Source organism: Paludibaculum fermentans (genome assembly GCF_051172195.1).
Classification (GTDB): Bacteria; Acidobacteriota; Terriglobia; order Bryobacterales; family Bryobacteraceae; genus Paludibaculum; species Paludibaculum fermentans_A.
In genome coordinates, this window is record NZ_JBPJAQ010000001.1 from 4393918 (window position 1) to 4406955 (window position 13038).

Sequence of the window (13038 nt, forward strand, 5' to 3'; positions counted from 1 at the left end):
TGCCAATCCAGGCACCAACTGCCCTATTTCCCACTCAGAAACCCGTCCATTGGGGCTCGACCAGTCTCTTTGCGCTAGGAAACAGGTTGGCCACTTTCCCGGGCGGCACCTGCTGGATCTGACCCTTGGGGCCACTCCCAATCCGGGTAATCTCCAGCTTCATGCCCACCAGGGAAACCCCATCCTTGCCCACCACCGGCGTGATCGTACCCTCCAGATAGTTCGGAAAGGCGTTCTGGCTGATCGCACGGTTCAGCCGCAATTGAGCCCCTTCCCTGGTGATGTCAATCGTGATCGGGATCGGCCGGGTCCCGTAACCATCGATGTATCCATTGAAATAGGGGACATTGCCGTCGAAGTTCAACTTGACAGTCCTTGCCGATGCTCCGGTCCCGATCCTCACCGAAATGGCCCTGGTATCCTTCAGGCCGCCGCAGAGCGGAGTCGGACTCTCGCCGTCGAGCGTGGGTGTCTGGGCCACCAGCCCCGGAGAGCCGTCCGGTACAACGCAATCGGGCTTGGCCAAATGCACCTTCGTATTCTGAACCGCCTGGGCGCAGATCTCGCGTACTTCCGAATCAGGACGGGACTCATTGTTCAAGGTGGCCTCCTCGATGCAGTCCTTCATCATGTCCTCTGTCGGCGTAGCGGACGTGTAAGGCGCATGCGGTTTCAGGTTCTTCCGCTGAGGGTCATACTTCGGCGGCTTATACGGATAGCCGCCTCCACCGGGACGCCCGTTGCCCTGCGGATTTGATCCGAATTCATCTGAACCGGAGCGTGGCATCTGGGCTTGTGCCTGCTGCTGCAATCGGCCCGCGGTCGCCGTCAGTCCCTCTTCATTCAGTTTGGCGATGCAATCGTCGGCTTGGCGTACCAGCGCTTTGGCCCGTTTCACGCCGGCGTTCACCTGCGCGGCGTAGTTCTTGCCGCTCATCAGGGGGCCCACCTGCTTCAGTTCTCGAAAGGCCTCCAGCAATGGATCGACGCAGGGCTGGAATGCGGCTGCATCCGCCGGATACTTGCCTCGGAGGGCATTCCATTTCGGCAGGCTGGACGGATACTCGGCGCCCGCCGCCAATTGGGGTGCACCCGTGCCATTCGCCGCATCCTGGCGCAGGCTGCGAACTGCCCCCATGAGTGAGCCGGAAGGGCTACCGCTGGCGAAAACATCTCCAGCCCCGACGCCCTGCGCCATTATGGTGGAGGGGCAGTGCAAAACCAGACCCAGATTGCAAAGAAAGGTAACCGCACGCCACGCTCTTAGCGACATTGCTCCCCCAAAGTTAGGACGGGTATTTCGAATCGACAGCCCCAGCGCCGTCTATCTCAGGCAGGAGAACCATCCCTCCAGGATGAAACACCCTGAACGAGGCCACTCCTTTGTCGAAGCCGGCACCGCTTCAACTGCCGAGTCCACGACATTCTCGTGAGTTGATCTTACCAGGGTATTTAGCTTGTCCGTCCAAGCTCATCGGGCTGCTCAGCCAGCCGGGTTGAAGCGAGGCGCCCCCACGTTTGCTGCTCCACGCGGGGAAGCCCTGATGTGCACCTGGGCAATTGTGGCTGCATCGCAGGTGGCCCCTCCAGGGCAGCGGAAGGCCGCCAATCAATGAGCCCACCGGCGTCCGTCAGCATGAATGGCCGCGCTGGCGAGCAGTCTGTAGCGGACACCGCATACCCGCGAGGCAAGAGATGTCCTGAAACGATCCCTTCCCCCCGCGCCATTTCGTGAGCCTCCACTCCTCCCATCGAATCCTTCACGAAATATCGTCTCATTGCTCTTTCGCCCTCCCCCCCTGGCCCGGCCCCGCCACTCCGGCGAACCTTCCACCCTCGCCTCCCCCAACCACCGCGGAACAAATGCCTTCGCCACTCAACCGTCCTATCCACCCGCCGCCAACAGGGCGAAACGCGCGTCGTCCCAGCAACAGATCGAACTTGGCGCCCCAGTTGCTTACAAGCCGGATAGGAGGTTCATTCATGAACAACGAAACGTTGGTTGCTGATTCTGGTCAGCAGCAGCAGACAAACGGGCACCTGGACAACACTTCGCAGCCCGCCAGGTTGGGGACCAGCGAGTTAGTCCCCTCTCGCTACGCGCTCAAGATCGGCGACATCGACGTGCTGGTGCTCAGCGACGGCGTGCTCATGCTGCCGACTGAGACCTTGGCCACCAACGCCGACCCGGCTGCACGGGCGGCCTGGCTGGACCAGATGTGCCTGCCGCGAGACGCCTTCGATTGGCCGTTGAACGTCATCGTCGTCCGCAGCGGCGGACGCACCATACTCATCGACGCCGGCTTGGGGCTGGAGTTCCCCGACTTTCCGAAGGCCGGACAGACCGTCCAGCGGTTGCAGGCCGCCGGCATCGATCTCGCCTCCATCACCGACGTCGTGCTCACCCACATGCACATGGACCACGTCGGCGGACTCCTCGTCGACGGCGTCAAAGCCCAATTGCGGCCGGACCTCCAGATCCACGTAGCAGCCGCCGAAGCGAAGTTCTGGGAATCGCCCGACTTCGCCCACACCGACATGCCGTCCCCGGTGCCGGATGTTCTCCGCTCGGTCGCCAAGCGATTCCTGGACGAGTACCGCACCTACCTGCGTCCGTTCGATGAGCAGCACGAAGTCGCCCCGGGTGTCATCGCCTATCGCACCGGCGGTCATACCCCCGGTCACTGCGTCGTGCGCCTGGCATCCCACGGCGACCGGCTCACCTTCGCCGGAGACGCCGTCTTCCAGGTCGGATTCGAACGCCCCGACTGGCACAACGGCTTCGAACACGACCCCGACGAAGCCGCTCGCGTCCGCATCAAACTCCTCCGCGAGTTGGCGGCCACCGGCGAACAATTGGTAGCCACCCACCTGCCATTCCCCTCCGTCGGCCGTGTCACCCTCGACGGCGAAGTCTTTCGTTGGGTCCCGGCCATCTGGGACTACTGATCACTACCTGAGTGGGGGTCGAATGAACAGTCGCACCACGCCGGGGCCACCATCCCGGCCCCGGCGTGGTGAGCTGTAGCATTCGATCTCAGCGCCGGCCGCAACAGGTATAGCTCAGCCCTCCTGCCTCCGTCGGCTTCGCTTTCATCTCGACGCAGCGGTTCCCCCCCCTCCAACGCCACCGCGGTCAAAACTAACGTCCGCCTGAACGCCTGATTCCCCCACGCGCCCGGTCCCCTGAAGTTACACGCCCGCCCCAGCCCGCAATGCTAGATTGCGATTGTGACCTCTCCCATCCATTGCCGGCAGGTCTCTCGCCGCTTCGGAGCCCTCATCGCCGTCAACGACGTCTCCCTCGACGTGCCCGCCGGCGAAATCTGCTCCATCCTCGGTCCCAATGGCGCCGGCAAATCCACCCTTCTCCGCCTCCTCTGCGGCCTGTCCCGGCCCGACACCGGAACCATCTCCGTAGCCGGCTTCGACCCCGCCAATCCCGCCACCCAGCTCGATTTCCGCCGCCGCATCGGAGTCGTTCCCGAAAATCTCGCCCTCCTCCCGGAACTCACCATCGATGAGCACCTCCGCCTCACTGGACCCATCTACGGCCTGGACTCCGCCACCTCGCGCACCCGCTCCGAGGAACTCCTCCACGCCCTCGCCCTCTCTCCCAAGCGCCACACCTACGCCCGCGAATGCTCGCACGGCATGCGCAAGAAAACGGCCCTCGCCATCGCCCTGCTCCACAACCCGTCTGTCCTCATGCTCGACGAGCCCTTCGAAGGTGTCGATCCCGTCTCCGTCGAGGTCATCCGCCGCCTCCTCGAAGCCGCTGCCCGCCGTGGCGTCACCATCCTCCTCACCTCCCACATCCTCTCTTTGGTCGATCGCATCTCCAGCCGCATCGTCCTCCTGCGCGACGGCTGCATCCTCCACAACGCGCCCGCCAATGCAATGACCCACGCCACTGTCGAGGAGCTCTACTTCGAACTCGTGGAACAACCCTCCGCTCCGGATCTCCCATGGCTGGGCTCGCGGCACTGATCGCCGCGCTCGGCCGCAGTGCCCAGCGCAGCTTCGGCCGGTTCGGCTCCGTCACTCACAACAACCTCTTTGCCGTCATCCTGCTGTTGATGGCCGAAGAGCCAATGGATCGGCCCAGCAGCACCGCAGTCTTCTACCTGGTCATCGGAGCGCTCGCCGCCTTGCCCCTCGCTGGCGACATGGCCCGCCGCATTCCTGAGGCCCGCATGGCCCTCTGGCCCCTCACCACCTGGCAGCGCGCAGTGGTCTTCGCCTTAAACCTTCTGCTCAACCCCATGCTGCCCCTGGCCGTGCTGTTCGCCCTGCTCAGCCGCCATCCCGTGGTCGGCGCCGGGCTCTTCGCCCTCGGCGTCTGCGCCCCCGTCCTCCTCGGCGTCTTCCGCATCTGGAAAAACCCGCCTCGTCTCCTGCGGCTCGTCCCCAGTCTGCCCGGCCGCCTCGGCGGACTCGTCCAGAACCGCCTCCGCGAACTCCTGCAAACCCTCGACCTCTGGTTCGCTGCCCTCCTCAGCCTCGGCGGCTGCCTCTACCTCCTCTTCTACCCGCAGCCTGACCCCATGGCCAAAGTCGTCATCGGAGGTCTCATCGTCATCCTCCTCAGCACCGCCGGCCAGGCCAGCTCCTCCTTCGATGCGGAATCCGCCATTGCCCGCCGCCTCCTGCTGCCCCTGTCCGGCCGTGATGTCCTGCTCGCCCGCGACCTCGCCTGGCTCATCGTCCTCCTGCTCCTCACCGGCCCCTATGGCTGGCATCGCACTCTCTCCGCCGGCTTCCTGGCCCTGGCCGCGGGACACAGAACCGCCCTCACCCCACCCACGGAACAAACCCGCTGGCAATTCGCCGCCGGCCAGTTGATCCCCACCGGACTCTTTCAGATCTTCGCCGTCATGCTGGCCATCTCCACCACCCACCAGTACGGCCCGCTGGTGACACTCGCCGCCGCCGGCATCTGGTACGCCTCCCTCCAGTGGTTCGGCCGCAAAACCTAACAAACGGAGCCGTGAGTGTAAGCGAGCGGATACCCCCGCATACTGCCCCAATCGCCAGGAAATACCCTGACGCCATCTCACGCCCACCTACAAACTCGCCCCGAAAGCCAGCAACCGTCCATCGCAATCCTTCACCACAAACTCGCGCGACTGCCACGGCATATCTTCCACCCCGCGCGTAAACTCCACGCCCTTGGCGGCATACTCGGCGTACAGAGCATCGGCATCTTCGATGAACAGATACGCATCCAGCAGCTCCTCCCGGTATTTGTCCGGATTCGCCGTCGCCGGCGCGGCGCAGCGAAAATGAATGGCGCGCCCGTCGCGCGCCACAATCGCATAAACCGGAGGGTCCTGCCACGTTCCCAGGCATTCGAAACCCAGCTTTTCGCTGTAATAGGCCAGCGTGGTGGGTATGTCCAGAGTGAAGAACAGAGGCGCAATCTGACGGATCATCTGCCAAGTCTACTGCAGGTTTCCGCCCTCAACCCAGTCCCGGAACGTAAGTGACGGGCTACCCGTCCGCCCACTCCCACCCGCTCTACTGGTAATGCTTCACCCTCGGCCAGATCTCACCCAGCGGTATGCGGATGTCGCGGCACACCGTAATCGGCAGGTTGTTCTCGTCCGGCTGCACCCACGGGGCCGTAAATGTAGCAGCACGCTCGCACCGCGCGAACAGGTGCAGCCGCGCGCCGCAATCGCCGCCTACGCAGATCGTCACGTCGCCGCGATAGCCGTGCGTGCCCCATAGGAAATATTGATTGTGCCCGCTGATCACCGGCGGCAAACCGTACGGCCGGCCCAGGAAATCGATGGCGGACGCCTCACCATAGTTCTCGGCCGCAATCACCGCCCGCTGCCGGTCTGCCTCCGGCAGCGACTGATACACGCGCGCCACCGTCGACGCCAGTTCCGGCCAGCCGTGCATCCCGGCCCAATCACTGGACAGCTCGCCTTCCGGCCGGATCTCCGTGGCCAGCGTCTTTGGCTCCAGGCCCAGCCGGGCCAGCAGCCACCTCGTGTAGGAGACCATCTGCGGCTCAGGCAACACCGGCATCACCACGGGAGTCAGCAGCAGGCCCGTCACCACCACCCCCACCGTCAGCGCCGCGCGCACAAACCGGCGACCGCGAGTCCACCCTTCCAACGCCACGGCCCCGGCCGCGAACAGATACGGATAAACGTCGCCCGGATAGTAATGCTTCGCGTGCAGCCCAATCATCAGGGCCATCAGCACCACGAAGCCGTAGGCCAGAAAGCGCAGGCCCGGCCGCGAGAACAGCCACGCCAGCCCGGCCATCCAGATCAGCGCCAGCGCCATGCCCGTCAGCACCACCTGCTGCAGTAGGAATGTAAGGGGGCCAACAATGGCGTTCTTCCCCCGCTCCGCATTGCGCAGCATCTCCAGTTGCGGAAAGCCGTAATGCGCCTGCCACAGGAAGCTCGGCAGCGCGATCACACCACACGCCAGGCACCCCAGGACAAACCACCGCGTGAAGAGCACTCTCCGTGTACGTGTCAGTACCAGACCGGCCAGCAGTGAAATCAGGAAGAAGACCGCCGTATACTTGCCATGCAGCGCCACCCCCGCCGCCACGCCCACCGCCAGCCATCCCCTCGGGTCGCCACCTTGGACTACCCGCACCAGGTACAACACCGCCAGCGGCCACAACCACAGGCCCACCATGTCTGGCGAGACTTTCATCCCAAAGGACATCAGCACCGGCGCGAAGAAGACCGACAGCGCCGCCAGTGCTTGCGCGAACGCCGCCCCGCCGAACTCCTCCGCTAGACGTACAGCCACATAGACACCCCCCGCGGCGAAGCACGCCGGCACCGCCCGCAGCAGCACCAGCGAGGGACCAAAGATCTGGGAAGCGGCGGCCAGCAGCGGCGACAGAGCCGGCTGGTCCACATAGCCCCATTGCGGGTGCTGCCCGCACACGATCAGGTACAACTCATCGCGGAAGAACCCGTAGTGCGGGTTGCCCGCCAGGTGCAGCACGAAGGCTGCGAACGCGGCCACCGCCGCAAGACGGTTCGCCGGAAAACCACCTGTCCCCCATCGCAAGCCCGGCCTTGTGTCAGACGATACCCTGTTGAGCACACTCTCAAGGTACTCGATGTCCGCGCCTTGGCAGGCGCACCGCTCGCACCTTTCCGGTTCCGCCACCGCCGCGGAAAAACCGGCCGCCCCCCTCGGACTCCAGCCCCGAGACGCTCACGCCCGCCGGCATCGTCACCCGCTCCAGCACTTCACCCGTCTCCGCGTTGACGCGCCTTGGAACGCTATTCTCTACGGCCCTCTCGTGCTGGTGGAGGACATCCGCTTCAATCTCGGCCTGCAAATGCCCCCCGAGCATCAAACGCCTGCCCAGGTCGATCACTCCGGCCGCTTCTCTCAAGATGACGGGCGGTGCGCGGGTGGCTTACGGCTTGCCTCGCTGGGCCCGCGGCCCGGCCGCCTTCCCCGTAGACGGGATCTGCTGCAACACCTTCGGGATCTCGTCATATTCGTCCACCCAGATCGTCGCTACGCCCATCTCTTCCAGCAGCGTCGTGTCGATCTCCGTAGCCGCCTTCAGCATCCGGTCGATGGCGAACTCCAACTGCGGGGCATCGTTCATCATCCTGTTGCGTTCGTCAGGTTGCAATCCAGTCATTGCCCTTTCGTGGATGCGCCGGGCCGCCTCCTGCTGTTGCTGATAGTTGAGGCTGAAGCGCTTGCGAATCACGAAATGCCGGCTCTTCCTGCCGTCCGCGGTGGCATCGAGCAAGCGGCGCAGGTTCGCATCGGACATCGAGAGCCCGATGAAGAGCCCTGTGCCGTTGCGCAACAGGCTCAACAGTTCCACCTGAGCCCAATGGATCGACTGCAGCGCGAAGCGATGATAGTCGTCCTCCGTGAAGATGAGGTCGCTCGCCGGAGCGCGCGCGCCCCGCGGCAGGTAGCCATGTGCGTGAATGATACCCAGGCGCGACGCATGCCTCCTGCGCTTTCCAAAGACTGGCTCGCACGCGATGTGACGGGCCTTGAGCTCCGTTTCCAGTAGGTCGTCAAAGTTAAGCGAAACTACGGCAGGAATGGCCCGTCCGCCCGGCGCTCCTTCGCTGGCCGCAATCAGGTCGGCCACCGCGGTCAGGGTCGTTGGGCCGGCCGGTAAAGTGGCCGGCATCTTCTTATAGAGCTGCTCGTCCACATAGTCGTTAAAGTGCCGGCGCTGCCGTTTTCCGGTATTGACCACGAACTTTGATTTGGCGAAGCGCGACAGCGACTCCAGGCCGAAGTCGAAGTTCTCAGTCATCCACACGGCCAGCGGCGTCTGATAGTTCTTCCAGAATTCGCCAAACGTCTCCCAGGATTCGTCGATCAGGATCCTCATCACCAGATCGGTCCACTGCGGCAAACCATAAGGGGCGGAGACGCCCGCGCCTAGATACGGCACCAGTCGGCGCTCACTCCAGGCCTTGCGCAGCTCGCGCCGGTACGAATCGGGAAAGTAGATCGCCATCCATTCACCGTCCCAGCCAGGTTCTGCCTTGATGCCTCGAACGTTCTGGGCACGCACCCCAATGCCCCTTAGCTCGAAACAACAATCATACCCGCGGCGCGGGACTCCTGCAGGGCTCGTGCGTGTTGCCCGCTCGCAGGGTTTCCTGCTGGGCAGTTTCCTTGACAATAGTTGAATAGGAAACTAATATGGAACTGTGAAGACGAAAGCCCCCCCGGTCGTGAGCAGCCTGGAAAGCCATATCGGCTTCTGGCTCCGGTTCGTGTCCAATCACGTGTCCCACGGCTTCGCCCGCAAGCTGGAGAGCACCGGAGTGACCGTCGCCGAATGGGTGATCCTTCGGGAACTCTTTGACGCCGGCGAGACGTCACCCAGCCGGCTGGCTGCCTCCAGCGGCTTGACCCGCGGAGCGGTGTCGAAACTCATCGACAGGCTCCTGGCAAAGGGCCTCGTGAGCCGCAAGGAGGCTGGCGCCGACCGCCGCTTTCAGGATGTGAACCTAACCGCCAGCGGACGTGCGGCCGTACCCAAACTGGCTGCGCTCGCTGACAGGAACGACGAGGAATTCTTCGCCCACCTGCCCGCGAAGGAGAGGGAGCTGCTTGTGTCGATCCTCCGCAAGCTCGTCGCCGCCAACCAGTTGAAGAAGATCCCAACCGCCTGAGGAGAACACCCCAACGGAGATGTCCATGTCAGAGACTTTCAACAGGAGCGAGACAGCATGAGTGCCGCGATCGAAAAACTCCAGGCCGCGCTGCAGCGGGCAATGGCGGGCCGCCCCAAGGTAGGCGGCTTCCCTTATCTGGCCGAGACGCTTCGCAGGGCCGGGGTGAGAAGCAATCGCTGGGTCCTGCCTGCTTGCCAGAGCCTCTATCTGACCCAGCTTGGACCGGTGGTGATCCAGGGCACGCCCCTGGTCAGCGGACCCGTCGATGTGCCGCCGTTCAATCGCGAAGCACTCGTCACGGCCCTGCGCACGGACCAGGCCGGCAGGAGCACGTTTCCGGAGTTTCTGGCGTCAACCTGGCAGGCTGGGGTTGTCCGCTATGACGTCGACTTCGACCTGAGGGCCGTCACCTACTATGGCGCTGACGGCGAAGAGTATGTCGAGGCTTATCCGGCTGTGACTGTCGCGGAAGAATAGCAGCGCCGGCTTCTTCCTGGCCGGCCTTTGCAACACCCCGAGGGCGATCTGCGAAGGCCGGCCCAAGGACCAAAAACTTGGCCAGCTAGGCGAGAGCCTTGCCGTACAGCGCCAGCAGCCGGCTCCATGCCTTTTCGGCCAACTCCTGGTTGTACACCTTTGAATCCGGCGGGCACCAGCCGTGCGCGGCGCCATAGACTTCGATCTCCGCCGGCAAGCCGGCCTTCTCAAAGGTCTCTTTCAGCACCGTCTTGTCGTTCGGCAGCCGCTTGTCGTCGTTCTCCGCAATCGCAATCAGGAATTGCGCCTTGGTCTTCGACGCCTGCAGGTGCGGGCTGTTCGGAGCGTCCGTCACCAGGCCGCCGCCATGGAACGACGCCACCGCGCCCACCCGGCCCGGCACCGCCGCCGAGGTCCGGAACGCAATCGGACCGCCCATGCAATAGCCCTGCGTGCCTACCTTCTTCTTCTTGTCGACGGACTTCTGCTCGTCCAGCCATCCAATGAACGCCTTCGCGTCCGTCATGTGGGTCGTCTCGTTCAGCGCCCGCGCCAGAGGCATCACGTCCTGGATGTTCGTCGCCCCGCCGCCTTCCGACGTCGGCGCCTTCTTCATCCGGTAGAAGGGGTTCACCACCAGAACCGAATAGCCCGACTCCGCCAGCCGCTTGCCCATCTGCTTGAACGCCGGCCGTAATCCAAAAATGTCGGGCCAAATCAGGACAGCTGCGGCCGACCCGCTCGCCGGGTGCACAAAGTAACAATCGGCCGCCCCGTCTGGCGTCGTAATCGTCACATCGCTCTCGGTCACCGTGACGGCATTGGCCACCTGCGGCAGCATCAGCGTAACCCCTGCACCCAGCATGGCGCCGAATTGTTTACGGGTGACCAGGCCCCGCGCTTCATATTCCAGGCGGTCCTCTTCAAAATGGTCCTGATCGCACATAGTCCCTCCTCATCCAAGCCCAGCCGCGCGAAGCTTCGCGCGCATCGCGTCATTATACCCTCCAGCGCGCCATTTCAGAGTCGACGGCCTGGTGGACCACGGGAACGTAGCCCACGGATCCCTCGGTCGCCGGCAGTCCGCCGCATTCCGCACTCCCCCTGAGCCACGCAGGCCGCTTGCCTATAGATGATTCGTCGGAGTCCGACTTACGAGCCCTGCGCCTCCAGCGTGGACGGTGCGAACGTCACGATCTGTCCCAACTTGCCTTCCGGCGTAACACGGATCGCATCGTGGCCCCGCACGCCCGGCGTCCCATCTGGAAGGATCATTTGCCACTCCATCAGTGCGACGTCGTGGTGCTCAGAGACGCTGTGCAGGGCAAACCGCCCTCCGGGGACCTTCGCCTGAAATTCGTTGATGTCGTCGATCACGATCTGATGGCCTGTTCCTTCCATCCTGGGAATGCGGTAGCTGATCTCTGTCTCCAGGACGGAGTCCAGGATATGGCGACGCTCCTGATCTGAGATCGCGGACCAGGCTGTAGCGTACTGTTTGTAAAGCTCTACTGCTTTCGATGGCATGCCCTTGGTCTCCTGTCTGATGTTCTAATCGAGGGGTCCCGCCGGCTCGCCAAAGCGAAGGAAACCGCTACGAACCACGACCGTCAGGGAGTGGTCCCCACCACGCTACGAACCGCGCACGGCAGTAAGCGGGCACCCCGCACAGTCTCGTCTTCAACCGGGCCGTTCCCAGCCTCGCGAGCCAGGCACAGCTTCGTACCGGCTTTCCCCTCTGCCTCAGAATATCGACTCCAACTCACACCGTCGATAAGCTCTGCACCGAATTCGTTTATCGTGCGTCCAATTCTGAATGGACCCCTTCGCCGATCTGATCGGTTTGTTAAGACCGCGGGTCACGCTGTGGGGACGCATCCAGGGCACCGGCAGATGGGCTGTTTCCTTTCGCAAGCGCGATGACCTTCTGTTCTGCTGGCTGGAAGCTGGGGAATGTCAGCTGATGCGCTCCGAGAACGATTCGGTCCTTCTGGGAACCGGAGACTTCGCTTTCATTCGGACCTCGTCGCCGTTCTCCCTGACCACCGATCCAGGGCTTCAGCCGCAGGACAGCGAGGCCATCGTCGCAGCGACAGGAAGTACCGAGCTTGTGCTTGGCCAGACAACCGGGAGCCGTGCCATGCTCCGCTGCGGTCGTTTCGTCTTCGGCACGACAAACGAAGCTCTGCTGTGGAGCTTCCTGCCCTCTCTCATCCATATCAAGGCTGATCAGCAGATCTCCTGGCGCCTGCGTTCCTTGCTCACCATGAACGATGCCGAAGGCCAGCATCCAGGCCCTGGCAGCGATCTCGTCGTCGGCCGCCTGATGGAACTCACCCTCCTGGAACTGCTGCGTAGCGAGCTGGTGTGGCTGAAACCGGGAACAAAGGGTCTGCTCTCCGGCCTTGCCGATCCAGTCATAGCGAAATCGCTCTCAGCGATGCATCACGAAGTCGCTCGCACATGGACGGTGGCGGAACTCGCCCGCATCTCCGGCGTCTCGCGATCCACCTTCGCGACTCGGTTTCGGGCGGTAATGGGGCTCAGTCCTATTGAATACCTGGCGAACTGGAGAATCGCCTTGGCAAAAGACGAACTCTCCTGCGGAACAAAGACAATCGGAGAGATCGCGCTATCCGTGGGTTTTCACTCTTCCAGCGCCTTCAGTACCGCGTTCACCCGAGCCGTAGGCTGTTCTCCAAAACGGTTTGCAATCCGCAGACCGCAAGTCACATAGCCCCCTCTTCCGTGGGGCATGCCCCCAGGCTTGCGGGCCGGCAATCGTGCCGGCCATCTGCTCCCGAAACCACAACCCCAGCACCCCAAAAACCCTCAAACACCCGCAGAGCTCCTCTTCCGTGGGGCATGCCCCCAGGCTTGCGGGCCGGCAATCGTGCCGGCCATCTGCCCCCGAAACCACAACCCCAGCACCCCCAAAACCCTCAAACACCCGCAGAGCTCCTCTTCCGTGGGGCATGCCCCCAGGCTTGCGGGCCGGCAATCGTGCCGGCCATCTGCCCCCGAAACCACAACCCCAGCACCGCCAAAGCCCTCAAACACCCTCAGAGCTCCTCTTCCGTGGGGCATGCCCCCAGGCTTGCGGGCCGGCAATCGTGCCGGCCTTCTGCCCCCGAAACCACAACCCCAGCACCGCCAAAGCCCTCAAACACCCGCAGAGCTCCTCTTCCGTGGGGCATGCCCCCAGGCTTGCGGGCCGGCAATCGTGCCGGCCTTCTGCCCCCGAAACCTCAACCCCGGTACACACCAACACGGTTGACAGCCAGGGAACCGGGACCGCCTGGCATACACCATTCCACTTTCAACAACAATTGCCCGGCCTTCGCCGCGATACCCACGCCCGGCCAGCGCCCTTCTGCCGCCATTCCGGGCCAATCCCTCC

At 63.5% G+C, this 13038-nt stretch carries 12 protein-coding genes and 1 pseudogene; 6 read left to right on the forward strand and 7 right to left on the reverse strand.

Going from position 1 to position 13038, the window contains the following annotated elements:
• Positions 1–34: 34 nt before the first annotated feature.
• The gene (locus ACR9Y2_RS17700) at positions 35–1138 is read right to left on the reverse strand and encodes a hypothetical protein (protein WP_435042837.1); all 1104 of its coding nucleotides are present in this window, start codon (positions 1136–1138) and stop codon (positions 35–37) included.
• 845 nt (positions 1139–1983) lie between these two features.
• Between ACR9Y2_RS17700 and ACR9Y2_RS17705 the strand changes: the two genes are divergently transcribed.
• The 3 genes from ACR9Y2_RS17705 (at position 1984) to ACR9Y2_RS17715 (ending at position 4979) form a co-directional block, all read left to right on the forward strand.
• Positions 1984–2949 carry an MBL fold metallo-hydrolase gene (locus tag ACR9Y2_RS17705; protein WP_435042838.1) on the forward strand — a complete coding sequence of 322 codons (966 nt, stop codon included), beginning with the start codon at positions 1984–1986 and terminating at the stop codon, positions 2947–2949.
• A gap of 282 nt (positions 2950–3231) precedes the next feature.
• Complete coding sequence (locus ACR9Y2_RS17710) at positions 3232–3990, forward strand: ABC transporter ATP-binding protein (protein WP_435042839.1); 759 nt, start codon at positions 3232–3234, stop codon at positions 3988–3990.
• Positions 3969–4979 carry a hypothetical protein gene (locus tag ACR9Y2_RS17715; RefSeq protein WP_435042841.1) on the forward strand — a complete coding sequence of 337 codons (1011 nt, stop codon included), beginning with the start codon at positions 3969–3971 and terminating at the stop codon, positions 4977–4979. Before ACR9Y2_RS17710 ends, ACR9Y2_RS17715 begins: the two co-directional genes overlap by 22 nt.
• Positions 4980–5066: 87 nt before the next feature.
• Here ACR9Y2_RS17715 and ACR9Y2_RS17720 read toward each other — a convergent pair whose 3' ends face one another.
• The 4 genes and pseudogenes from ACR9Y2_RS17720 to ACR9Y2_RS17735 all read right to left on the reverse strand — a co-directional run bounded on the left by ACR9Y2_RS17720 (position 5067) and on the right by ACR9Y2_RS17735 (position 8494).
• Complete coding sequence (locus tag ACR9Y2_RS17720; protein ID WP_435042842.1) at positions 5067–5435, reverse strand: VOC family protein; 369 nt, start codon at positions 5433–5435, stop codon at positions 5067–5069.
• A gap of 85 nt (positions 5436–5520) precedes the next feature.
• A complete protein-coding gene (locus ACR9Y2_RS17725) occupies positions 5521–7053 on the reverse strand; it encodes an ArnT family glycosyltransferase (RefSeq protein WP_435042844.1) in 1533 nt (510 codons plus the stop codon).
• Between the two features lie 40 nt (positions 7054–7093).
• Positions 7094–7279, reverse strand: a pseudogene (locus tag ACR9Y2_RS17730) (glutamine cyclotransferase); the annotation flags it as partial.
• Between the two features lie 132 nt (positions 7280–7411).
• On the reverse strand, positions 7412–8494 hold the full coding sequence (locus tag ACR9Y2_RS17735) for an SIR2 family protein (RefSeq protein WP_435042846.1): 1083 nt from the start codon (positions 8492–8494) through the stop codon (positions 7412–7414).
• A gap of 196 nt (positions 8495–8690) precedes the next feature.
• Between ACR9Y2_RS17735 and ACR9Y2_RS17740 the strand changes: the two genes are divergently transcribed.
• Together ACR9Y2_RS17740 and ACR9Y2_RS17745 are read left to right on the forward strand one after the other, a co-directional pair.
• Entirely contained in the window at positions 8691–9158 is a 468-nt protein-coding gene (locus tag ACR9Y2_RS17740; RefSeq protein ID WP_435042847.1) for a MarR family winged helix-turn-helix transcriptional regulator, read from the forward strand.
• Between the two features lie 57 nt (positions 9159–9215).
• The gene (locus ACR9Y2_RS17745; RefSeq protein ID WP_435042848.1) at positions 9216–9638 is read left to right on the forward strand and encodes a DUF1398 domain-containing protein; all 423 of its coding nucleotides are present in this window, start codon (positions 9216–9218) and stop codon (positions 9636–9638) included.
• A gap of 85 nt (positions 9639–9723) precedes the next feature.
• Here the strand turns inward: ACR9Y2_RS17745 and ACR9Y2_RS17750 are convergent, their stop codons facing one another.
• Positions 9724–10584 carry a dienelactone hydrolase family protein gene (locus ACR9Y2_RS17750; protein ID WP_435042849.1) on the reverse strand — a complete coding sequence of 287 codons (861 nt, stop codon included), beginning with the start codon at positions 10582–10584 and terminating at the stop codon, positions 9724–9726.
• A gap of 206 nt (positions 10585–10790) precedes the next feature.
• On the reverse strand, positions 10791–11165 hold the full coding sequence (locus tag ACR9Y2_RS17755) for a hypothetical protein (RefSeq protein ID WP_435042851.1): 375 nt from the start codon (positions 11163–11165) through the stop codon (positions 10791–10793).
• A gap of 289 nt (positions 11166–11454) precedes the next feature.
• Between ACR9Y2_RS17755 and ACR9Y2_RS17760 the strand changes: the two genes are divergently transcribed.
• The gene (locus ACR9Y2_RS17760; protein WP_435042852.1) at positions 11455–12375 is read left to right on the forward strand and encodes an AraC family transcriptional regulator; all 921 of its coding nucleotides are present in this window, start codon (positions 11455–11457) and stop codon (positions 12373–12375) included.
• Positions 12376–13038 lie beyond the last annotated feature (663 nt).